This window comes from Paenibacillus tepidiphilus (genome assembly GCF_008635795.1).
GTDB lineage: Bacteria > Bacillota > Bacilli > Paenibacillales > Paenibacillaceae > Paenibacillus_AQ > Paenibacillus_AQ tepidiphilus.
Genome location: NZ_VWRQ01000001.1, coordinates 14,131 through 35,961, shown reverse-complemented (window position 1 = coordinate 35,961; position 21,831 = coordinate 14,131). Strand labels below are relative to the sequence as shown.

At 56.2% G+C, this 21,831-nt stretch carries 19 protein-coding genes; 8 read left to right on the top strand and 11 right to left on the bottom strand.

All coding sequences use genetic code 11. The annotated features are described in order from the left end of the window. Positions 1-17: 17 nt before the first annotated feature. From F1379_RS00205 to F1379_RS00175, 8 genes are all read right to left on the bottom strand, one after another. The gene (locus F1379_RS00205; protein ID WP_150265082.1) at positions 18-806 is read right to left on the bottom strand and encodes an ABC transporter permease; all 789 of its coding nucleotides are present in this window, start codon (positions 804-806) and stop codon (positions 18-20) included. 4 nt (positions 807-810) lie between these two features. Further along, entirely contained in the window at positions 811-1,629 is an 819-nt protein-coding gene (locus F1379_RS00200) for an ABC transporter permease (protein WP_150265081.1), read from the bottom strand. Between the two features lies 1 nt (position 1,630). Then, positions 1,631-2,593, bottom strand: a complete 963-nt coding sequence (locus F1379_RS00195; RefSeq protein ID WP_150265080.1) for a nucleoside hydrolase — start codon at positions 2,591-2,593, stop codon at positions 1,631-1,633. 2 nt (positions 2,594-2,595) lie between these two features. Next, positions 2,596-3,666: an ABC transporter substrate-binding protein gene (locus F1379_RS00190; RefSeq protein WP_150265078.1), complete on the bottom strand. Its 1,071-nt coding sequence runs from the start codon at positions 3,664-3,666 to the stop codon at positions 2,596-2,598. A gap of 317 nt (positions 3,667-3,983) precedes the next feature. Next, a complete protein-coding gene (locus tag F1379_RS00185) occupies positions 3,984-4,328 on the bottom strand; it encodes a DUF2294 domain-containing protein (RefSeq protein ID WP_150265076.1) in 345 nt (114 codons plus the stop codon). 125 nt (positions 4,329-4,453) lie between these two features. Beyond that, positions 4,454-4,576 carry a hypothetical protein gene (locus F1379_RS30490; protein ID WP_275262003.1) on the bottom strand — a complete coding sequence of 41 codons (123 nt, stop codon included), beginning with the start codon at positions 4,574-4,576 and terminating at the stop codon, positions 4,454-4,456. A gap of 91 nt (positions 4,577-4,667) precedes the next feature. Then, positions 4,668-6,824, bottom strand: a complete 2,157-nt coding sequence (locus F1379_RS00180; RefSeq protein ID WP_150265074.1) for an alpha-galactosidase — start codon at positions 6,822-6,824, stop codon at positions 4,668-4,670. A 634-nt stretch (positions 6,825-7,458) separates the two neighbouring features. Next, positions 7,459-10,005 carry a beta-mannosidase gene (locus F1379_RS00175; RefSeq protein ID WP_150265072.1) on the bottom strand — a complete coding sequence of 849 codons (2,547 nt, stop codon included), beginning with the start codon at positions 10,003-10,005 and terminating at the stop codon, positions 7,459-7,461. A gap of 230 nt (positions 10,006-10,235) precedes the next feature. Between F1379_RS00175 and F1379_RS00170 the strand changes: the two genes are divergently transcribed. The 6 genes from F1379_RS00170 to F1379_RS00145 all read left to right on the top strand — a co-directional run bounded on the left by F1379_RS00170 (position 10,236) and on the right by F1379_RS00145 (position 17,617). Next, positions 10,236-11,588: an ABC transporter substrate-binding protein gene (locus F1379_RS00170; protein ID WP_150265070.1), complete on the top strand. Its 1,353-nt coding sequence runs from the start codon at positions 10,236-10,238 to the stop codon at positions 11,586-11,588. A gap of 144 nt (positions 11,589-11,732) precedes the next feature. Beyond that, entirely contained in the window at positions 11,733-12,626 is an 894-nt protein-coding gene (locus tag F1379_RS00165; protein WP_150265833.1) for a carbohydrate ABC transporter permease, read from the top strand. 1 nt (position 12,627) lies between these two features. Then, entirely contained in the window at positions 12,628-13,461 is an 834-nt protein-coding gene (locus tag F1379_RS00160; protein ID WP_150265068.1) for a carbohydrate ABC transporter permease, read from the top strand. Positions 13,462-13,487: 26 nt separating this feature from the next. Beyond that, positions 13,488-15,341 carry a cache domain-containing sensor histidine kinase gene (locus tag F1379_RS00155; protein ID WP_150265066.1) on the top strand — a complete coding sequence of 618 codons (1,854 nt, stop codon included), beginning with the start codon at positions 13,488-13,490 and terminating at the stop codon, positions 15,339-15,341. Between the two features lie 22 nt (positions 15,342-15,363). Then, positions 15,364-16,878, top strand: coding sequence for a response regulator (locus F1379_RS00150; protein WP_162551035.1), 1,515 nt, complete (start codon positions 15,364-15,366; stop codon positions 16,876-16,878). 46 nt (positions 16,879-16,924) lie between these two features. Next, positions 16,925-17,617, top strand: coding sequence for a spermidine synthase (locus F1379_RS00145; RefSeq protein ID WP_239004494.1), 693 nt, complete (start codon positions 16,925-16,927; stop codon positions 17,615-17,617). Here F1379_RS00145 and F1379_RS00140 read toward each other — a convergent pair. After that, positions 17,614-17,988 carry a nuclear transport factor 2 family protein gene (locus F1379_RS00140; protein ID WP_150265062.1) on the bottom strand — a complete coding sequence of 125 codons (375 nt, stop codon included), beginning with the start codon at positions 17,986-17,988 and terminating at the stop codon, positions 17,614-17,616. The genes F1379_RS00145 and F1379_RS00140 overlap by 4 nt on opposite strands. 19 nt (positions 17,989-18,007) lie before the next feature. Then, positions 18,008-18,631 carry a hypothetical protein gene (locus F1379_RS00135; protein WP_150265060.1) on the bottom strand — a complete coding sequence of 208 codons (624 nt, stop codon included), beginning with the start codon at positions 18,629-18,631 and terminating at the stop codon, positions 18,008-18,010. 201 nt (positions 18,632-18,832) lie between these two features. Here F1379_RS00135 and F1379_RS00130 point away from each other — a divergent pair, with 201 nt between their 5' ends. After that, a complete protein-coding gene (locus tag F1379_RS00130; RefSeq protein ID WP_150265058.1) occupies positions 18,833-19,585 on the top strand; it encodes a 3'-5' exonuclease in 753 nt (250 codons plus the stop codon). A 657-nt stretch (positions 19,586-20,242) separates the two neighbouring features. Further along, entirely contained in the window at positions 20,243-21,007 is a 765-nt protein-coding gene (locus F1379_RS00125; protein WP_150265056.1) for a MerR family transcriptional regulator, read from the top strand. Positions 21,008-21,168: 161 nt separating this feature from the next. On the opposite strand, the gene F1379_RS00120 is transcribed toward F1379_RS00125, so the two are convergent. Then, positions 21,169-21,732, bottom strand: a complete 564-nt coding sequence (locus tag F1379_RS00120; protein WP_162551034.1) for a PepSY domain-containing protein — start codon at positions 21,730-21,732, stop codon at positions 21,169-21,171. Between the last annotated feature and the right edge of the window lie 99 nt (positions 21,733-21,831).

The following is a 21,831-nucleotide window of genomic DNA, read 5'->3' as shown; positions in this document are numbered from 1 at the left end:
CGCTTCCGTTTAATAGACTATCTTTTGGTGAAATAAGCAAATCCCATCAGCCGTTCGATGACGAACATCAGCGCTGCCGTCAGCACCATCAGAATGACGGAAATCGCGGCAATCGTAGGGTCGAAGTAATTCTGCACATAGGTCAGCATTTGAATCGGCAGGGTACTGATCCCAGGGCCGGTCATGAACACGGAGATATCCACATTGTTGAACGATTCCAGGAAAGCAATCAGAATCGCTGCGAGAATTCCCGAACGGATATTGGGCAGCACCACTTTGAAGAACGTGTACAGCCGCGAAGCTCCCAGACTCTGCGCCGCTTCTTCCACCGCGAAATCGAAATTCTCCAGACTGGACGCAATGACCCGGATAATAAACGGCAGCATAATCACGGTATGGCCAATCAGCAGTCCGGCGACAATCGGCAGCCCGTAGACGACAATCAGATAGCGCAGCAGCGTGAAGCCCAGCACAATCCCCGGAATCAGCACCGGCGACAGGAAGATCGCATTCAGCGTATCCCGCCCGCGGAACCGGTAACGACTCAGAGCGTAAGCCGCAGGCACACCCAGCAGAAGCGCCAGCAGATTGCCGAGCAGGGAAATGAGGATCGAAGTCTTAAAGGTCTCCATAAAGGCGCTGACCTCAAAGATATTCCGGTACCATTTCAGCGAGAAGCCCTCAGGGGGGAATTTCAGGACTGTGCCCGGCTCAAAGGAAGTAATGGAGATAATGACGAGCGGACCCAGCAAAAATATAAAGACCAGCAGCGTGTACAAGGACAGCGCGCGGTTGCCTTCCTTCATGTTCTCACCCCTTCGGATTTAAGCGGTTGGCCCAGGCATTCATCAGCCCCACCACCACAAATGTAATGACAATCATAATGACCGCGATGACCGAGGCCGCCTGCCAGTCATTCAGCGTCATGGCGTTCTGGTACAGGAAGGTCGAGACTACCCGTTCCTTGCCGCCGAGCAGCGCCGGTGTCGTGTAAGCCGTAAGGCTGCCGACGAAGACCAGAATCCCCCCGATAATCAGGCCAGGCACCGTCAGCGGGAAGGTGATTTTACGGAACGCGGCAAACGGGGAAGCACCCAGACTGCGCGCCGCCCGTACCAGCTCGTGATCCAGGTTCTCCATGACTCCGAGCAGGGTGATGATGATCAGCGGCAGGAACAGATGCACCAGCCCGATCATCATCGCCGTCGGCGTGTACAGAATGTCGAGGGGCTTGGCGACCATTCCGGTATTGACCAGGAAGGAGTTAATCAGCCCTTTTTTGCCGAGAATAATCATCCAACTGAAGGAGCGCACCACGGGACTTGTCAGCAGCGGGAAGATCGACAGTGCCAGCAGAATGCCCTTCTTGCGGGCACTTGCCCGTGAGATATAATAAGCCGCCGGATACCCTAGCAGCATGCAGATCAGCGTGGTCACCACACTCACCCGGAGCGTAGTCAGCAGGATGCGGTTAAAGTACCCGTCCCGGAAAAAATGCAGGTACCCCTCCAGCGTCAGCTTCCCGTCCTGCACAAACGTGGAGGCAATGGTCAGCGTGATCGGGACCAGCATGAAGGCCGCCAGGAACAGGAGTCCCGGCAGCAGCAGATACATTGCTCTTTTGTTCATTCTAATGACTCCCGTCCTTCGTTCTGCCTTGGTTCAAGCTGTTAATGAAGCCTTTCAGAAAAGCGGGCGCGTCCACCTCCAGGCAGACCCCGGCATTGGCCGGCTTGCCCAGCCGGTTCTGGAAATCGCAGACGGTCTGGCCGTCACACAGATCACTTCTGGTCTCTACATCCACATAGAAATCGTGCACGGTAACGAACGAACGGTTCAGTGCCACACCGACCGCCAGCGGATCATGCAGCGCACAGGCCTGCACTCCGTTGCGTTCGTAATAGCGCGTACGGTAATCCGCCGTACTCTTCTCCACATACTCGCGGATGGCGGGAACCTGCAGCTTGGCTATATCCTCCGCGCTTAGCAGCGCCTTACGGGTCACATCCAGCCCGACCAGCGTCAGCCGGGGGAACCCGGCCGCCAGCACCAGCTTGGCCGCCTCCGGATCGGCGTACATGTTGTATTCCGCCGTCGGCGTAATGTTGCCGAAGCCCTGCACCACGCCGCCCATCACGATAACCTCGGCGGCATGCCGCGTAAGCTCCGGGCATTTGTGCAGCGCGCGTGCCAGATTGGTCAGCGGCGCGGTCATAATCAGCGTGACCTCGCCGGGCTGCGCCAGCACCTGGCGGATGATGAAGTCCTCCGCACGCTCCGCTTCCGCCTGCTGGGTCACCACCATATCGGCCAGTGCGCCGCCGATGCCGTCCTTGCCATGTACACGATGCTCGAATACGCTCTCCCGGAGCAGCGGCTGATCTGCCCCGCGGCAGACCGGAATCTGCCCGGACACGCCGAGCAGCTCCAGTATTTTGCAGGTATTCAGGGTCGCCTGGTCCAGCGAGACATTGCCGCTGACGGTGGTAATGCCGAGAATGTCGAGCTGTCCGCTGGTTACGGCCAGGATAATGGCCAGCGCATCATCGACCCCTGTATCTACATCCAGAATGACCTTCTTGCGCCCTGTCATCCTTAGCCGCCAATCTCACGGTTGAAGCGGTCGGTCCACTCGGTGATGTGCTCGTTCACGAACGACATATCCAGCTTGCGCAGCTTGCCGATAACATCCGCGCCGTAGGTTACGCCTACCGCTTCTTCAGGTGTCAGGGTTACGTTCACGTTGACCGGGGAATCGACCTTCGCTTTGGCGGATGCGGCCTGCACTTCCTCGCTCAGCTGCCAGTTGATGAACGCTTCGGCCAGCTCCTTATTGTCACTGCCTTTAACTACATTGACTGTATTCATAACGGCATAGGCGCCCTCGGACGGGGCCACGAATTTGGCATCCGGCACAGCCGCCTGCAGATCCTTGAAGTACATTTCCATGATCGGACCGCCGGCGATTTCCTCCTGGCCGAACATGTTCACATATTCAGAGGTCTGGCTGTAGTATTTGACTACATTGCTGTCGAGCTCTTTCAGCTTCGTAAATGCCGTATCTTCGTTGAAATCGGCGTTGCCTGCGGCAAGAGAGGCTGCATCCACAATCATCGGGCCTGCTGTAGCCGTAATTGCCGGCATGGCCAGATTCTTGTCGAACTTGCTCCACAGGTCGCTCCAGGCGGTTACATCCCCTTCGACCAGCGCCGGATTATAGGCAATGCCCAGGCGGCCGACCGTGTAGGCAGGGCCATATTCTGCACCCAGCGGTGCCTTGGCGATATCATAAATATTTTCCAGATTCGGAATCTTGCTGCTGTCGATCGTTTCGAACAGGCCCTCATCAATCGCCTGCTGTGCATAATAGTCGGACAGGTATACGACATCCACATCGGAGCTGCCCTGGCGGATTTTGTTCAGGCGCTCGGCGTTGTTGCCGATTTCGACGACGATCTTGACATTATGCTCTTTCTCAAACGGGGCATAGACCGATTCCTTGAAGAAGTCCTCCGAGAAGCCCCAGGTGGAAATCACCAGCTCCGCCGGTGCTCCGGAAGCCGCGCCGTTGTTATCCGTGTTGCCCGTTGAGGCGTTGTTCGAGCCGCAAGCCGCAAGCATGGAAGTCAGGGCCAGCGCAAGGCCGGCAGTCATCATCTTTTTCATAAATAAATAACCTCCCAGAAGTCATAGTAAATGTAGTAGTAATATGTGTTGCAAGTCCGGCGTTCATCCGGCAAATCCGGCAGGTTCTGTCAGTCTATGATTCAGCCATCGGCAGCTTAAAACGGCTCAGCATTCCCCCTCCGCTTGATAATAAACACTTGATTCCCTTTATTTTCCATAAAAAAAGGAAAGCATTCTTGTAGGAACAAGAACACTTTCCTTTGTGTAAACAAAGTTAAGAGCTACCCGTTATTGAAAGGACGGTCTTCGCTTAAGATAGATCAAAAGCAAAAATCCGCAGCTATGAGTTGAAGCTGTCATTCTCCGGCCAATATCATATTCGTAAAGGCCCATTGGGTCGGTGCATCGTAATCCCTGAGCAAAACCTCAATCGTCAAATCCATTTCTGCTTCAAGCCGTTCCTTGAACCGCTTCTTGAACAGCATGGACATCCGGAAATCAACTTCCTGCTTAAGCTCCGGCGCCTCGCCTTCCAGGGCAGTCGACCGGGGAGATCTGCGGTGCTTGGCGTGAAAGGTAATGACCCGCTGATCGACAGTAACGCGGAGCAAGGTCGTCCCGAAACCAAACAATTCCTTGGAGATCTCATTGTAGATCTGGCACATCTTCTTCTTCTGCTCGCTGTTTTCCAGTTCTGCCATGAAACCACCTTCGAGAACAGAATATCGTACAATCGAACCGATCACAATTGTTATTATACATAATTATAGTTTTCCGGGCAATAAAAAAGCTAAAATTCTTACTAAAACAGCGTCAAACACGAACATTAGAGGTTGTGGAATCGTGAGTTAATCCGGAAAAACTGCTTCTTCGCCAGCTGTCCCTTGGTCACCTGAAAGCAGGGAATCTGCTTCTCCTTCACCATATTCCCCGCTTTCAGCCCATTCATACGTACCTTCACCTCTGATTACATCGTATTGCGCTTGTGGCAAACAAAAGAAGCCAGGTTCCCCTGACTTCCCTTGTTCTTCAAATTTCAATTAGGCCCGGGCCTTCAAATGGAAGCATCCGCTGACATAGTCGCGCTGGATGTCCGGCAGGCCCAGACCGGCCTGCATCAGCCGGTCGCCGCCGTACACCTCGCCGCTATCCAGCACGGTGTAGTCCAGCTCCGGATTCAGCCCGCGCAGCGTCAGCACCCGGCGCGGCGGATAAGGTACCGCCATCACCCGGAAGTAGTACACCAGCGCCTCGCGCTGATCGTCCGAGACGAACATCCAGGCTGTCTCGTTGCCCTCGAACGGGCTCTGCAGCCGGTACAGGTTGCCCTGCTGAACCAGGCCGCGGATCTGCTTGTAATTCGCTACCTGCTCCTTCACCAGCTCCTTCTCTTCCTCGGTGAACTTCGTCAGGTCCAGCTCATAGCCGAAGTTGCCGGACATCGCCACATCTCCGCGGAAGGAGAGCGGCGTTACGCGTCCGACCTGATGATTCGGCACCGCCGAGACATGCGCGCCCATCGCGCTGACCGGATACACGAGGCTGGTGCCGTACTGGATCTTCAGGCGCTCGGCAGCATCCGTGTCGTCGCTGGTCCAGGTCTGCGGCATGTAGTAGAGCAGGCCCGGATCGAAGCGGCCGCCGCCGCTGGAGCAGCTCTCGAACAGAATGTGCGGGAAGTCCGAGGTCAGACGGTCCACCAGATCGTAGAGCCCCAGCACATAGCGGTGGGCAGTCTCGCCCTGGCGCTCCGGCGGCAGCTCGGCCGAGCCGATCTCGGTCAGGGCGCGGTTCATATCCCATTTGACGTAAGCAACCGGCACACTGGAGAAAATCTTGCTCAGCGCGCCGTACACGTAATCGCGCACCTCGGCGCGGGTCAGGTCCAGCACCAGCTGCCAGCGGGCTTCGGTGCGGCGGCGGCCCGGCACATGCAGGCACCAGTCCGGATGCGCCCGGTACAGCTCGCTGTCCGGCGAGATCATCTCCGGCTCGACCCACAGGCCGAACTTCAGGCCCAGGTCGTTGACGCGCTTCGCCACGTCGGCCAGGCCGCCCGGCAGCTTGCGCAGGTCCTCGGTCCAGTCGCCGAGCGAGGAATTGTCGGCGTCGCGCTTGCCGAACCAGCCGTCGTCGAGCACGAACAGCTCGATGCCCAGCTTCGCGCCTTCAGCGGCGATGTCCACCAGCTTGTCGGCGTTGAAGTTGAAATACGTCGCTTCCCAGTTATTGACGAGAATCGGCCGTTCCTTATCGCGGAACTGGCCGCGCACGAGGCGCGTGCGGTACAGGCGGTGATACGTCCGCGACATGCCGCCCAGGCCTTCGGCGGAATAGACCAGCACCGCTTCCGGTGTCTGGAACGACTCGCCGGCTTCAAGGCGCCAGGAGAAGTCGAAGGAGTTAACGCCGATGCACAGCCGGGTCGTGCCGAAGCCGTCCACTTCGGCCTCGGCTTCGAAGCCGCCGCTGTACACCAGCGAGAAGCCGTATACCTCGCCGTGGTTCTCGTCCGTATCCGGCGTCACGAGCGCGGCGAACGGATTATGCTGATGGCTGCTCATACCGCGGCGGGACGAGAGTGCCGTCGCGCCCTGCTCCAGCCGTCTGCGGGTCAGGTTCGCTTCGCGCGACCAGCCGCCGGACAGATAGATCAGGTCGAACTGGCTGTTCTCCGGGAAATCGACCGAGGCGCTCAGCGCGCGCTGCAGCTCCAGCACACCCGGGCCGTCGTTCACGAACTCCACCGAACGGGCGATCACATCACTGTCGCGGTACACGGTATAGCGCAGAATCACGTTCAGCGACGCATAATCGTCGCGCAGCAGCAGCTCCAGCGTGTCCGCTTCCTCCGGAGACTCCACATATACCGATGGCAGCCCCGCCAATTGCGGCTTGCCCGGCGTGATGCGGTAGCCGGTATAACGCAGCTCGGTAATGCGTGTGCCGTCTTCCAGCTTCGCCTGATAGGCCGGCACCCGGAAATCGCCTGTGCCGTATTGCGGATACTCCTGCGGCAGCCGGTCGAGCGCCGAATAGCCGTTCATATAAGGAAGTCCGTCCAGATTGCTGTCCTGGCGCAGCTTTTTGCCCCAATAGGCGTGCACCGGATAATTGTTCAGCAGTGTGATAATGTAGCTCATGCCCTTGCTCTGCAGATGGAATAGTCCCTTGTCTTCCTGAATCCAAATCGCCATGCTTGATAACAACCTTCTCTCTGATAAATATAGTTAATGCAATACTAGCTTCTTAGCACAGATACTTCCGGCCGCCGCCGGGCCGCGGATTTCTTGATTTATACAGTTAGTTAGTTACGGTGCCTGCCCGATAGCTTTCCGCAGGAAAGCTATCAGGGGAGGCACGGCTGTCACCGTTGTAAGCTGCTGATAAGCAGATCAAATAAGAAATACAAGGCCGGATACCCAAACACTCGCAGTAGTCAAGGCCGCCCTCAGGCCAACCCTCAGGCCAAACTCAATCGTTCACTGCCATTAGTTCGATTTTCGCACACTATTTCAGCCTGAATCACGGAGTTCAGCAATCTAATTGGATTATCGCCACTTAATTTGGTCGAAATTGATGAAATATCTAATTTTCACTCATATTAAGTGGCGGATATCCAACTAAGTCTGTGATTATCCTCCATATAGGTAGAATTAAGTGGCGATTTTCCAACTACAGTCTGCGAACAGGGGCAGCCTTTCGCTCATCCTAACTATACGTAGCCGGCTGCCAGCGGATTCTGCAGCAATTAGCCGTGTTCAACCATAACTTTACTGAAATCCCCATCCTGCCTTAGCCAAGCTAATCCTAAGTTCAGCTTATCCGGCTTTAACCTTCCACTATATAATCCGCCATGGAATGAACCTCAAGCCCCGTCGGCGCAGCCGGACGGAAATGGTCTGCCCCGCCGGTCCGCAGCCGGAACTCGACGGTCTTCGGCTCGCCGGGCAGCAGATCGAAGAAGTTGTCGCTGAAGTAGCCTTCCTCTTCTACCGTCAGGTGCACGCCGCGGGCCAGCACATCCGTGCTGACCGTGAAGCTGGTGCCGCCGCTTCCGCCAACCTCGGTCACCGTAAGCTCAGGCTGCTTCAGGACAATCTCCTTCGCCGGGGCGAAGAAGTGCAGCTTCGTCTCCGGCTCCCGGCCATCCGCCAGCAGTGACAAGGACAGCACCGTCTCGCCAGCAGCTCGGCCGTCAAGCAGCTCGGCCAGCGGCAGTGTCAGGACAACCGCTGCCGAATCGGCCGCAAGCGTCACCGGCCGGCGCTCTTCCTTCAGCAGTGCACCGCCGAAGTCATGGAGGCGCAGAACCAGCTCTCCCTCCAGCGCTTCGCGCAGATCGGAGACCGCGTGAATATGCAGGCTCTCGCCGTCCGTGTCGTCCGCGGAGAGCAGCAAATCCCCGAAGCTGCGGCGCACCGTATACTGCAGCGCCTTCCAGCGGCCGTAATAATCCATGCTAGCCCATGAGGCAACCGGCCAGCAGTCGTTCATCTGCCAATATAAAGTTCCCATGCAATACGGCTTGTTTCTTCTGTGACTCTCGATAGCCATGCGGATTGCCTCGGCCTGCAGAATCTGGCTCATGTACAGGAACGCCTTGAAATCCTTCGGCTGCGGCAGGTACATGTCCATATATTCCTTGATCAGCTGGTTGCCCCGCCCGTTCTTCTGGTGGGCCAGCATGATCTCGGATTCCAGCTCCAGATCCTGCTCCGTGGCGTAGCTCATGACGGATTTCAGCTCAGGGAACGACTGGAAGCCATATTCACTCATAAACCGGCCTACCTTGACGTTATAATTCTCGAACGGCTCGATCCCATGCCATACGCCCCAGTAATGAATGTCGCCTTCGCCGGTAACCTGCGTGGAATGCTGGTTGTCATCCCCGGTCAAAGCCCGCAGCGGTGAGGACGGCCAGTAAGCCATTCCCGGATGATGGGCTGCCACTTCCTCCGGCAGGATGCGGTGGAACACCGCTTCATAATCCGCCCACAGCTGTGCGCGGAGATCAGCGCCGTAATCCTTTTTCCAGCCCCAGCCCTTATCCTCCTGATAATGTGCCCAGGCGGAGTCAATCTCGTTGTTGCCGCACCACAGGGCGATGCTTGGATGATTGCGCAGCCGGCGGATATTATAAGCCGCCTCCTCCCGCACACTCTCAAGGAAAGCCTCGTCCCCGGGATACATACTGCAGGCGAACATGAAGTCCTGCCATACCAGCAGCCCATGCTCGTCACACAGCCGGTAGAACGTCTCTTCCTCGTAGAAGCCGCCGCCCCACACCCGCAGCATATTCATATGAGATTCCACCGCTGTGATAATCTCGTGACGGTAACGCTCTTCGTCCACTTCCGGAATGAAGCTGTCGTTCGGAATATGATTGGCGCCCTTGGCGAACACATTCACCCCGTTCAGCTCAAAATAAAACGCGGCTCCCCGCTCATCCGGCCCGGTAATCAGCTTGATTTCCCGCAGTCCGGTGGTGACCTCCTGCGCCGACAACACAGAGCCGTCCGAGAGCAGCTCCGCCTGAAACGACGTCAATTCAGGCTTGCCGAGACCGTTACACCACCACAGGCGCGGACGGTCAATGACCAGCTCCACCTTGAGCGTCTGCTTCCCGGCCTCCACTTTAACTTCCTGCCGCCACTCCTGTCCGTCCGCCGCAATCTTCAGCGTCCCTTCCCACGCTGCCGGTGCATCCACTTCCACGACCGCTGTCAGCCGGGCCTGCGCTTCGCTTACCGCATCCTGCCGGATATAAAGGTCGGCAATATTCACACCGTTCCGGCCGGTGAGCCTTACTTCCCGCCAGATCCCGCTGGTCACAAAGCGCGGGCCCCAGTCCCAGCCGTAATGGTAAGGCGCCTTACGTGCAAAGACGCTGATCCGCTGCTCCTCCAGCCCGCCTAGCTCGGACTGGTCGTTGGGAGCCGGCAGCGAATATCCAAGCGCTTTCAGTTTCGGCAGATCCTCTTTCACCGGTGAGCGGAAACGGACCAATATCTCGTTGTCGCCGGCACGCAGCAGTTCCTTGGCCGGAATATCCCAAGCCCGGAACATATTGTCCGCAGAAAGCGCATGCATCTGATTGATGTACACATCGGCATACGTATCCAGCCCGGCAAAATGGAGCTGAATTTCCTCCACTTCACTCCAGTCTTCCTCCAGCCGGATACAGGTGCGGTATTCCCAATCCTTCTTATCGATCCATTGCAGTCCGTGTTCATTGATGCCGTAGAACGGCTGCTCAATGAGCCCGCTGCGCAGCAAATCCGTATGCACTGTTCCCGGCACCGTCGCCGGCAGCCATTGTTCGTCGCCGCAGGCTCTAAATTCCCACTCCGTCAGAATCCATTGCTTCTGTCCCATGCATCCTCCTAGTTGCGCCCCACTCGGCGTTGTTTCACCCGGCTTACCTGATTATTCGGGATGAATCATTATATTTTGTTATTTTGTTGTTAGTCTCCAGCTCATTATAAGCCTAGAAAGAGAACAAATAAAGACAATAAATAATAAACCAATACATTTATTGAGGCGTGAAAAAAGGCTATAATAATTCATGTAAACGCTACCAATTTTCTGAAAAAGGGGACGGTACGATGAGAAACAAGTTATATTCGTTAGGTTTTGTTATCATGATAACCTCTGCTTTATCGCTGTCAGGCTGTGGATCAGACAATAACAACGGCAATACTGCAAGCCCTGCCACCGATGAGCCCGCTGCCACATCATCCGCCAACGCCTCTGCAGAGACAAACAGTCCGGCGACGGAGCCGGCTGCCGGCGGCGCCTCGGACATCAGCGGCAAAATCACCTTCCTGACCAACCGTACCGACATGATCGGCAAAGAGTACGACGATTATTTAAAGCGCTTTAATGAGAAGTATCCGAACGTTACTGTCGAATTTGAAGCCTCGCAAACAGACTACAACCAGCAAGCCAAGGTCAGAATGGCCAGCGGCGAGCTGCCCGACGTCATGTTCGTTCCGACGATTCCGAACTCGGATTTGCCGAAGTATTTTGCCCCGCTGGACGATCTGGGCCTGAATGATCAGCTTACCTTCAAAGATTTCAAATCCTTCGACGGCCAGCTGTACGGCATTACGACCGGCAACTCCACCACAGGCATCGTCTATAACAAGCAAGCGTTCGCCGACGCCGGCATCACCGAAGTTCCCAAGACCTGGGATGAATTCCTCGCTGCCTGCGAGAAGCTGAAGGCAAAAGGCGTTATTCCGCTGGCCTCCAACTTCAAGGACAAATGGCCGCTGAACGACTGGGTCTACTCGGTGCCGCGCATCATCGAGAATAATCCGGACTTCCCGAACGAGAAGCTGAACACCGACACACCGTTCACCATGGACAACGGCTACGGCAAATCGCTCAGCCTGCTGCGTGAATTGAACGAGAAGGGCTATCTGGAGAAGGATATCAACTCCACCAACTGGGAGCAATCAAAGAAAGACATCGCCTCCGGCAAGTTCGCCATGTACTATCTCGGCAACTGGGTCATCAATCAGGTGATCGGCGCGGGCACAACCTCGGATAATGTAGGCTTCTTCCCGCTGCCTTATGACAATTCGGGCACTCTGACCGCACCGCTCAGCCCGGACTTCTTCTATGCGGTTGCCAAGAACAGCAAGAATGTCGATGCCGCCAAGGCTTTTGTAAAATGGATGATCGAGGATTCCGGATACGAGGATTTCGCCGGATTTATCTCTCCGCTGAAGGGCAAGGAATCGAACCTGTCCCAGCTCAAGGAGTTCCAGTCCACAGGCGTGGTACTGCAGGAAGGCACGGTAGACGATGCCAAGGTAACGGAAATCACCAACAAGGCGCAGCTTGACCTGCCGGCCATGGCCCAGGAATTTGTACTCGCCAAGGACCCGCAGACCGTGTTTGACAAATGGAACAAAGCCTGGTCCAAAGCGAAAAAGGATCTCGGCTACTGATTCCTCCGCCGCTGACCCGGTCCCTGCTCCCGGCGCTACCGCCCCGTTAGCCATCCGCGCAAAATGGATTATCGCTTTCTCCGGATAATCCATTTTGTCGTCAATAATCCAGATTGCAGATTGTAAGGAAAGAAGGTTATGCCCGTGTTCGGAACCCTTTCATACAGCAAGCAGAAGACGATCATTATTGTGTCCTTCCTGCTGATTCCGCTGCTGCTGCTCGCCACATTCACGTATTTCCCGGCGATCAAGCTTGTGTATTACAGCTTTACCAATTGGGACGGCTACAGCCCCGAGAAGCCTTGGGTGGGTCTTGACAACTACCGTGAGGTGTTCGGCAATCCGGATATTTTCAAAGTATTCACCCATAACTTCGCCTACTTCGCCATGGGGATTGTGCAGAATATTGTCGCCATTTATTTCGCCGTCGTGCTGAACAGCCGGCTGCGCGGCAAGAACGCCTTCCGCATGCTGTTATTCCTGCCCTACATTATGAACGGAGTCGCCGTCGCCTTCATGTTCGGCTATGTATTCGATACGACCAACGGCTCGCTGAATGTGTTTCTGAACTCCATCGGACTTACCGGTCTCGGGCAGACCAGCTGGCTCGGCACCGAAGGGCTGGTGAACTACTCACTGGCTTCCACCGGCTTCTGGCGGTTCATGGGCTATAACATGGTCATTTATATTGCCTCGCTGCAAGCCATTCCGCGCGACATGTATGAAGCGGCCACCATTGACGGCGCCGGTCCGCTGCAGACCCTGTGGCGTATCACGCTGCCGAATATGAAGCCCGTCATTCAGCTCAACCTGTTCCTGACCGTGACCGGGGCGCTGGAGGTATTCGACCTCCCGTTCGTACTGACCAAGGGCGGTCCCGCCGGAGCCAGCCAGACCTATGTGCAGCGCGTGGTGGAGACGGCGTTTGCCTTCAATAACTACGGCCTTGCTTCGGCGATGAGCATTATTCTGCTCTTCTTCGTGGTCTTCGTGCTGCTGCTGCAGCAATTTGTGTTAAGCCGGGGAGGGAACAACTAGGATGGGCACCTTCAAATTTGGCGTCAAGGATGTTATCAAATATTTCACACTGCTGATCGGCGTGTTCGTTGTCCTCTTCCCCCCTTATGTGGTGATCGTGAACGCGTTCAAATCGACCGATGAATTCAACCGCAGCAGCTCGCTGGCACTGCCGGACAGCTTTCTGAACTTCGACAACTTCGTCACCGTGTTCCAGCGCGGCGGTCTCGTCAGCGGCTTTGCCAACGTCCTGATCATTATCATCATTACATTGACCCTGAACATTCTGTTTGGCACAATGGTGGCATACGTGCTGGGGCGCTTCTCCTTCAAGCTGAAGCCGCTCGTGTTCGGCGCTTACCTGGTCGCCACGGTCATTCCAAGCATTACGACCCAGGTCGCCACCTTCGGCATTATCAAGAATCTCGGCCTGTACAACACACTCGGCGCACCCATCGTGCTGTATATCGGCGCGGATGTCATCCAGATCATCCTGTATCTGCAGTTCATCCGCAACATTCCCGTGGATCTGGACGAGAATGCCATGGTCGAAGGCGCCTCCCTGTTCAAAATCTACCGTTCAATCATCTTCCCGCTGCTGACGCCGGCTACGGCGACGCTTGTCATTCTGAAGACGATCAGCATATATAATGACATGTATATCCCTTATCTCTACATGCCGAAGCAGAGCCTTGGCGTTGTCACGACGGTTCTCATGCGGTTCCAGGGCGTCAATACCGCCGACTGGAACCTGATCTGCGCCGCCATCCTGCTGATTCTGCTGCCTACGGTTGTGCTGTACTTCTTTTTGCAGCGTTATATCTTTGAAGGGGTGGCCAGCGGCGCGGTGAAATAGGGAATCCTGCGGAAAGGAATGGGCCCATGCTTTCTAACATCAGGCGGATCGCGCGCAAGCTGTGGCTGTTCCTGGCCAATCTTCCCATGGAGCGGAAGCTGATTGTGGTCTTCGTATTTCTGGTTTCGCTGCCGATCACTTATGTCAGCTATATGTCCTCCCGCTCCACCTTTCAGTCCGTGCTCGCCGGTTCAGCCGACAGTGCCGGACAAATGGCCGACAGCGCCTCGGATACCATCGACAGATATGTGGCTGACCTCAAACGGTACACATCACTCCCGCTGTATAATACCGATGTCCAGCTTTATCTGGAGCAGCGCAGTACCGACTGGGACAAAAATACCGGCATGTCCATGTTCCTGAGCTATCTGAACCATACCAAGGATGAGATTGTGGCCGTTTATCTGGCCGATAAGTTCGGCAGTGTCTATTATGACAAGGACCCTGGCATCAACTGGCTGTACCCGGAAGACCGGATGGCAGAGTGGCGGAGCCTCACAACCAATGCGGGAGTAGCTCCGGTGCTTCAGGGAAGGCACACCATCCGGGTCAACGGGGGCGAACAGCGCGAGGTCTTCACCGTGCTGCGCACGGTAAGCTCGGTCAGCACGCTGAATCCGATCGGCATCCTCGTCTTCGATATTGATATCGGCCTCTTTAAGGGGATGGTGGACCCTGTAGATGCCGTAACCCAGGGCCGTACGATGATAATGGACCGAGAGGGCAGGCTGGTCTATGCCAGCGGCGAGACGGCGGAAGCTCCGGAGCCTGCCCTGCAGGCAGAGAATACCCGCCTGCTGACGGAGCGTATATCCGGAGCCAAAGGGCATTTTGAAATTACCATGGACGGCGAGGATTATTTGGCGGTGTATACCGTGTCACCGGATACAGGCTGGACTACGCTGGTATCCATTCCGCTGGAACGCATTCTGTCTCCGGTGGCGAAGACCCGCAACCGGCTGATCATCACCACGCTGGCCATTATCGCTCTCGGGCTTGTCGTGGCCACGGTGATCTCCCATGCCCTGACGAAGCCGCTGAAATCGCTGGTCCGGCTGATGAAGCAGGTACAGCACGGCAACCTGGACGTGTGGCTGCATCCGAAATACAATGATGAAATCGGCATGATCGGCAGCCATTTTAACCGGATGATTATCCGTGTCAAGGACCTGCTGCGCGAGGTTGCGCTTACGGAGAAGCTCAAGCAGAAGGCCGATATGCGGGCGCTGCAGAATCAGATCAACCCCCATTTCATCTATAACACGCTGGAGTCGATCCGCATGCTCGCAGAGGGCGGGGATGATCCCCGTGTAGCGCAGCTGACCTATCTGCTCGGCGTGCAGATGCGCTACGGCATTGTGCGCGGCGAAGAAACGGTTACGATCCGGCATGAGCTGGAGCATGTGCGGAATTATCTTGATCTGCTGCATATCCGCTTCCCGGACAAATTCCGGCTGGCAGTCGACGTGCCGGAGCCGTTCCTCCCGCTGCCGGTCATTAAGCTGGTCCTGCAGCCGATTGTCGAAAACGCCGTCTTCCATGGCCTTGAGCCGAGCGAAGGACCAGGCACCATCTGCATCAGCGCCCGCGAGGAAGAAGGATACGCCGTGTTCGCCATCGCGGATGACGGCATCGGCATGGAAGAAGCAACCCTGCAGGCCTTGAACGACATCCTGCGCAGCGGTGAAGACGGCGAGCGGCCGGACACCGGAGGAGAACGGTTCGGCATCGGGCTGCGCAATGTCAATGAACGGCTCCGCCTGCATTACGGGCCCGCCTGCGGTCTGCAGGTACAAAGTGAATACGGCCAAGGCACATGCGTTACCCTAAGAATTGATTATGCCTCCGGCTTCCATACCGGGGCAGAGGATGAAATGTAACCATGAAAGGGGATGCCGGAATTTGCTGCGCATTGTAATTGTGGACGATGAGGTGTTGATCCGCGAGGGGATGGCGCGGATGATCGGCAAGGAGAGCAGCACCTTCTGCGTCATCGGTACGTATCAGGATGGCAGGCAGCTGCTGGAGGAGCTTCCGCGCCTGCAGGCCGATGTGGTGATTACGGATATCCGGATGCCGCATATCGACGGTCTGGAGCTGATCCGCGAACTGAAGGCATCATATCCCCAAATCCGCTCCTTATTGATGAGCGGATTTGTCGAGTTCGAATATGCCCGCGAAGCCATCCGCAATTCCGCCGTAGACTATTTGCTCAAGCCCATCAACAAGGAGCAGCTGTTTGAAGTGCTCTATACGCTGGAGCGGGAACTCCAGGAACGGCTGAAGCAGGCCGTCTGTCAGCGGACCGGCCTGCTGCTCCCGCTGCTGCAGCTGGAGGAGCCTTCGGCGGTGCTGCTGGGCGGACTGAGCTTGCCGCAGCCTTATTATACCGTATATGCTATGAAAGGAAGTCCCGCGGAGGAGGTCCGCAGGCAATTGGATGACTTCCTTCAGTCACCGGAGCGTCCCGGAGAGGATTGGCAGGTGGATGACCTCGGTATCCAGAGGGGCCAACGCATCCTGATCCGCTATTCCGCCTGCCTGCCTGCCGTAGAGGAAATCCGCGCGTTCGGCGAACGCCTGGCTGCAGCCTGCGCCGGTCTTAGCCTGCATCTGGGCGCAAGCCGCAGCTTTGCAGAGCCGGCCATGCTGCGCACCGCTTACCTGGAGGCGCGGCAAGCCTGCGATTCCGGCATCCATCAGTCCGATCCGCAGCATGTGGCGGTCCGAGGCGGGCCCCTGCCGGCTACGGAGGGCGCCGGCCCCGATCCCTTCTCCCTCTATCGGGAGAAGCTGAGTCAGGATCTGCAGATCCTGAATGCCGAAGGCGCTCTGGATACGGTGCAGCGCATCTTTAACGAGCTGCGGGTCCGGCTTGCCGGTCCTGACGCCGTTCTGCGCGTCTGCCGGAGGGTTGAGGAGCTGGCCGCCCAGGAGCTGCCGGAATTCACGTCCTTCTACCGCCAAGAGCCCGGCCGGCCGCTGGAAGAGGAACTGGAGAGCAGCATGAGCTTCTCCGGGATGAAGGAGCAGTTCTTGCGGCCGCTGGCAGACGCACTGCAGCGGATCCGCACCCACCGGCTGGAAATGTCCGGCACAGCCGTAGCAACACTGAAGCGCTGGATTGCCGCCAATTACCGCCAGCACTATGACCTCAATACGCTGGCCGGAATGGTCTTCCTGACGCCTAGTTACTTAAGCAAGCTGTTCAAGCAGGAAACCGGGCTGACCCTGACCGATTACATCACCGACATCCGTATCCGTGAGGCCAAGCATCTGCTGAAGCAGTCCCCGGATCTGAAGGTGCATGAAATCGGCGCTGAGGTCGGCTATCCCGATCCGGCTTATTTCAACAAATTGTTCAAGAAGGTCGTTGGGGTTACACCCAGCGAATATAAACGGATTACGCTTGTATAAGGAGTAGGGAAAATTGAGGCTATACGGTAAAGAGGGAGATTTAGAGGTGTACGAAACGACGGAGCTGTACGGCGAGAAAGGCCGCTTCCGCGTGCTGCAGTTCTCCGGTGACGCGGTCCAGGGAGCGCTGGATCTGAACCGCCCGCAGCGGGTAGTCTTTGAATACCCGCGGGCGATCATCCATCTGATGGAGCATAACGCGCCGCTTTTTGCCGCTGCCTTCATTGTCGGCCACGGCATCGGCACGATTCCCGGTTATTTCGCCGACCGGACGGTCAAGGTGGCCGAGGCAAGCAGCGAAGTGCTGGCCATCAGCCGCAGCCATTTCGGTTACTCCCGGGACAATGTTGCGGTCGGCGACGGCCGGGCCATCCTGGAAGGCGAGCCGGACCGGCGCTACGATTATATTGTGCTGGACGCCTTCACTGCGGCAGGTACCCCGCCGCATCTGATCTCGCTGGAGTTCTTCGCCCTCAGCCGCGCCAAGCTGCATCCCCGCGGCGCCATGCTGCTCAATCTGATGGGCCGGGGCGAGCAGGACAAGCTTATCGGCGCCATTCATACGACGCTGTCCGAGGTCTTCCCCTATGTTGCGGCCTTCGCCCTTCCGGCAGACGGACCGGGCGACATGCGCAATGTCCTTATGATGGGCAGCACAAGCCCCATCACCTACCAATCCCGCCAGCTGGCCGGATTCCTGCCGATTACGCCCGCACAAGGGTATGTGCTCAGGGACTAACCGCCGGCTGGGCTGATGGGCTCCGGTGTCCCCTGGTGGAAGAACATCCGCCAGCGCCCGCCGCTAAGCTTCCAGACCGAGCTCCGCAGGACTCTGCGCCCGGTCTCTTGGTTATACGTCCGGTAAGTCGCCAGCACTGCGGTTTCGGCCAGCGGATGCAGCTCGAAGCCGCTGATCGTCATACTGACCGTACCGGCCCCCTCCTCACCCAGCAGATCCTCCCGGACCCATACCCGCCCGGAGCTTCCATATTCAAAAAACTGCTCGTCCAGCAGCTCCTCCAGCCTGTCAACGGACGCCCTTACTTCCGCAGACAGCAGCTGCTCTTCCAAGCAGCGGATATGTTCTGTGAGCCAGATTTGTTTCTCCATGTCTGTCACCCTTTCTATTCTATTCCGGCGATAATCCGAAATGCCGCTCCAGCAGCGCCAGATTCTGCTCCAGCGACAACCTGCCGTCCACTTCAAGGACAGACAATTTCCGGTCCTCCGCCTCTTGCTTCACTCTTCGCGCAAACCATGCATCCCGGCGCATCCAGTTTCCGAATGCAGCCTCCGGATCTTCGGTAGCCTGCAGGATGCCGTGAATCCACTCCCGTCTGCTGTACTGCTCCCGCTGGAACGCTTCCCCCGGAATGAGCCAGATTGCCCGGTCTTCTTCGCGCAGCAGCGGAGCAACGCTTGAGGGCAGCAACTGGTTACCTTCAACCACAACGGGTGCGTCCGCCATTTGTGCCAGATCCCGCAATACCAGCTGAAAATCTTCGTTTAAATACTCAACGTAAGAAGCCAGTTGTTCTTCCACTTCCCGCTTATAGAAAACCTCGTTCATGTCCATGGCGGAGATCCGGGTCATAACAGGCTGGCTTTCCGGTGAAACAGCGCGCAGGTGATGGTCCGCATGCTCGTCGCAGGCATACCTTCTAAGCCCGTATTTTGCAGCGAGCCGTTTAGCCAGCGTACTCTTGCCCGCACAGGCCGAACCGCCAATCCAATAGACAGGCTTTGGAATCATAAGCCCCCTCCTCAACACATTCGCAACTTCTTATATAGTAAATTCTGCTTCAACCTGTGCTTATCCCTGCTTTCAGTTCGCCGATGCCATGCCGCTGCGGTCTCGGTTACCCTTTCCCCCGCTTTTTTGTTAGAATAAAGAAGTCGGCGCGGCACCCTGTGTGCAAAGCGCGCCAGTCACTTAAATACGGAGGCATTACCTGTGGAATATATTATTCTCGACATCGAGTTCAACGGCCGCAAATTCGCCAGCGAGCATCCGATGGAAGTTATTGAGATTGGAGCTGTCCGTCTGGACGCTTCCTTGCAATATAAGGATGAGTTCACCTCACTGATCAGACCGATCTACTTCTCCACCCTGAACTCTTTCATCAAAAAGAAAACCGGCATTCCCCAGGAGGAAATTGACGTTGCGGACCGCTTCCCCAAAGTGATCCGCGCCTTCCAGCAATGGCTTGACCAGAGTCCGGAGGACGTACTGTTCCTGACCTGGGGCGGCGAAGATTTCAAACGGATTATCCAGGATTTGCGCATGCACAAGCTGGATGAGACTTACTGGATGTCCGCCAACTATTTCGACCTGCTGAAGGGACTTCTGCGTGCCCGCGGGCTGAAGAATGATGTCAGCGTCGAAGGGGCACTGGCCCTGCTGGAGCTGGAGTTCGCCGGCTCGGCGCACCGCGCGCTGGACGATGCGAAGATGACCGCGGAGATTTTCCGCGCCCTGTTCAGCGAGCTCGACCTTGAACGCGCCCAGCATTACAAGGACACCTTCTCCAATGCCCGCGAGCGCAAAACCGTCAAGATCGCGATCAAAGCGATGCGTACGCAAAAGGTCGAGCCCACCTGGGAGCTGGTCGCGGAGCACTACTTCCCGGGCGAAGACGCTCTGGCCGACCCGCGCAAGGTCGCAGAGCTGCAGGCCTATTTCGCAGCCGAGCTCGCCAAGAAATAATCTTTCGCCGGAAGCGGCGCAGCGGCAGTCTACTCTATGGATATACTATGGAGGAGATTGCCGTTTTTTGCTGCAATTAAACCTTTGACATTGCCGTTACGTGAAGGTGTAGAGTGGAGTTGTAAGGCGAGACGTCACCTTACGATCACTACTGAAGCGTAAGCTTTCACCGGAATTCAACCGTTAGTTTGATTTCCGCCACTTAAATGGCTCATTTGTGCGGGTTAACGATAGTCTAGTTCGATAATCGCCACTTAATCCTAAAGAAAATGATGACTGGAGCGAATTTTGGTCAAAATAGATGGCGGAAATCCAACTAGAGTCGAAAAAAGTCACTGTACACGAATAATAAGTGGTGAAAATCCAACTAGTCCCTTGACCGCATCCACTCGCAGCCTATGCACCACCTATCCTGTGGGACAGGGATGTCTGGGGGCATCCACGCTCGGAGTCCTTTAGATTCGGCTTGGTCAAGGTACTATATTTCGGGGTCCCCGCAAAGTATTAGGAATCTGCTTCGGAGCTTAGCTTCACTTTGTGGGGTTATATTTCTGGGGCCCCGCACAGTATTCGGATGTGCTTCAGAGCTTGACTTCACTTTATGGGAAGCTTTATGGGAAGCTAAATCTGCAGGGTTAAATAGGGAGGCAGCGCAGCATGGAATACACGGTGCAGAAACTGGGGGCTTTGGCGGGAGTCAGCACGCGGACCCTGCGATATTACGACGAGGTTGGACTTCTCAAGCCGGCGAGAAAGAGCTCCTCGGGATACCGGATCTACGGGCAGGCTGAAGTCAACCGGCTGCAGCAGATTCTATTTTACCGGGAACTGGGCCTCAGTCTGGAGGCAATCCAGGAAATTGTCACCTCACCGTCCTTCGACGGAGCCCGGGCGCTGCGTGACCACCATGACAAGCTGCTTCAGCGCAGGGAGCAACTGGAGCTTCTGATCGTGAACGTCGAGACTACACTCGCTGAACTGGAAGGGAGAATAACGATGAGCAATGAAGAGAAATTCGCAGGCTTTAAGCAGAAGCTGATTGATGATAATGAGCAGAAATACGGTGAAGAAGTCCGGAGCAAGTATGGAGACGAAGCCGCAGAGAAGTCCAATGCCAAGCTGAAAAATATGACGGAGGAGCAGTATGCCGACATTCAGCGGATTGAAGGGGAAATGTTCACCGCGCTGGAGCAGGCGATGGAGGCAGGCGATTCCGCCAGCGAGCTGGCACAGAAGGCCGCCGACCTGCACCGCCAGTGGCTGACGTTTTATTGGGATACTTACACCAAGGAGGCTCACGCGGGGGTCGCGCAAATGTATGTGGACGATGAGCGCTTTACCGCTTATTACGACAAGCGCCGCCCGGGTCTGGCGGAGTTCCTGCGGGATGCCGTACATGTTTACACAGGTACGAAGGCGTAGCGTTCCGCATCATACAACCGTACAGCTAGAACGCAGCAAAGGGACAACCGGATCACCCGGCTGTCCCTTTGTTTATAGCTATTGCTCTTCAGCCCGTTCACGGACTCAGATGCGTTTATTTTTCACTCCCGCTCGTCTTTGCCAGCGTACCGTCGTCTCCATCAATCCTCATCGTCGTCATGATCGACGTCTGTGTACACAATCTTGCCGCTATAGGCATCGACCCCGATCTCAGTCTCCGTGTTGCCGTTTCTGAACTTCACTTCATAGAAGAGAATTCCGTCATCCTCGTCAAGGTCGAGCTCGTCAAAATTCCCCTTTACAGAAGCTGCCGCTACTGCCGCCGCTTTACCCGCACCGATGATGGTTCCGTTCTGCTTTGCTTTGTCGAAATCATCGTCATCATTGTCGGTTTCCTTGCGTACTTTTACGATTTTACCGTTGTAGGCATCCACCCGTACGTCAATCTCCTGGTTGCTCTTCCGGATTTCCACATCATAATACGTTCCGCTGAACTTCTTCTCCAGATCCACACTTACGATTACGCCCTGGGCTTCCTTCAGTGCATTCTTCTCTGCCTTGGCTACACCAATCAGTGTCTTGCTCTGGCTCACAGAGCCGGTTGACCCTGCCGCAGCACCCTGCACCTCACTGATCCCATATCCGCCTCCGAGCACAATTACCGCTGCCGCCAGGCTGCCCCATACTTTTCTCTGCATCTTCATCATTGTTGCCTCCTTTTATCATTCTGCGTGCTTCCCATGTCTATACTATAGACGGCTAAAATGAGAGAAGGAGGACAGCAACATTAGAATTTGATGAGA

Coding starts and splice junctions, on each gene's coding strand:
- F1379_RS00205 (WP_150265082.1), bottom strand. CDS start 806: ATGAAGGAAGGCAACCGCGCGCTGTCCTTGTACACGCTGCTGGTCTTT.
- F1379_RS00200 (WP_150265081.1), bottom strand. CDS start 1,629: ATGAACAAAAGAGCAATGTATCTGCTGCTGCCGGGACTCCTGTTCCTG.
- F1379_RS00195 (WP_150265080.1), bottom strand. CDS start 2,593: ATGACAGGGCGCAAGAAGGTCATTCTGGATGTAGATACAGGGGTCGAT.
- F1379_RS00190 (WP_150265078.1), bottom strand. CDS start 3,666: ATGAAAAAGATGATGACTGCCGGCCTTGCGCTGGCCCTGACTTCCATG.
- F1379_RS00185 (WP_150265076.1), bottom strand. CDS start 4,328: ATGGCAGAACTGGAAAACAGCGAGCAGAAGAAGAAGATGTGCCAGATC.
- F1379_RS30490 (WP_275262003.1), bottom strand. CDS start 4,576: ATGAATGGGCTGAAAGCGGGGAATATGGTGAAGGAGAAGCAGATTCCC.
- F1379_RS00180 (WP_150265074.1), bottom strand. CDS start 6,824: ATGGCGATTTGGATTCAGGAAGACAAGGGACTATTCCATCTGCAGAGC.
- F1379_RS00175 (WP_150265072.1), bottom strand. CDS start 10,005: ATGGGACAGAAGCAATGGATTCTGACGGAGTGGGAATTTAGAGCCTGC.
- F1379_RS00170 (WP_150265070.1), top strand. CDS start 10,236: ATGAGAAACAAGTTATATTCGTTAGGTTTTGTTATCATGATAACCTCT.
- F1379_RS00160 (WP_150265068.1), top strand. CDS start 12,628: ATGGGCACCTTCAAATTTGGCGTCAAGGATGTTATCAAATATTTCACA.
- F1379_RS00155 (WP_150265066.1), top strand. CDS start 13,488: ATGCTTTCTAACATCAGGCGGATCGCGCGCAAGCTGTGGCTGTTCCTG.
- F1379_RS00140 (WP_150265062.1), bottom strand. CDS start 17,988: ATGGAGAAACAAATCTGGCTCACAGAACATATCCGCTGCTTGGAAGAG.
- F1379_RS00135 (WP_150265060.1), bottom strand. CDS start 18,631: ATGATTCCAAAGCCTGTCTATTGGATTGGCGGTTCGGCCTGTGCGGGC.
- F1379_RS00125 (WP_150265056.1), top strand. CDS start 20,243: ATGGAATACACGGTGCAGAAACTGGGGGCTTTGGCGGGAGTCAGCACG.
- F1379_RS00120 (WP_162551034.1), bottom strand. CDS start 21,732: ATGAAGATGCAGAGAAAAGTATGGGGCAGCCTGGCGGCAGCGGTAATT.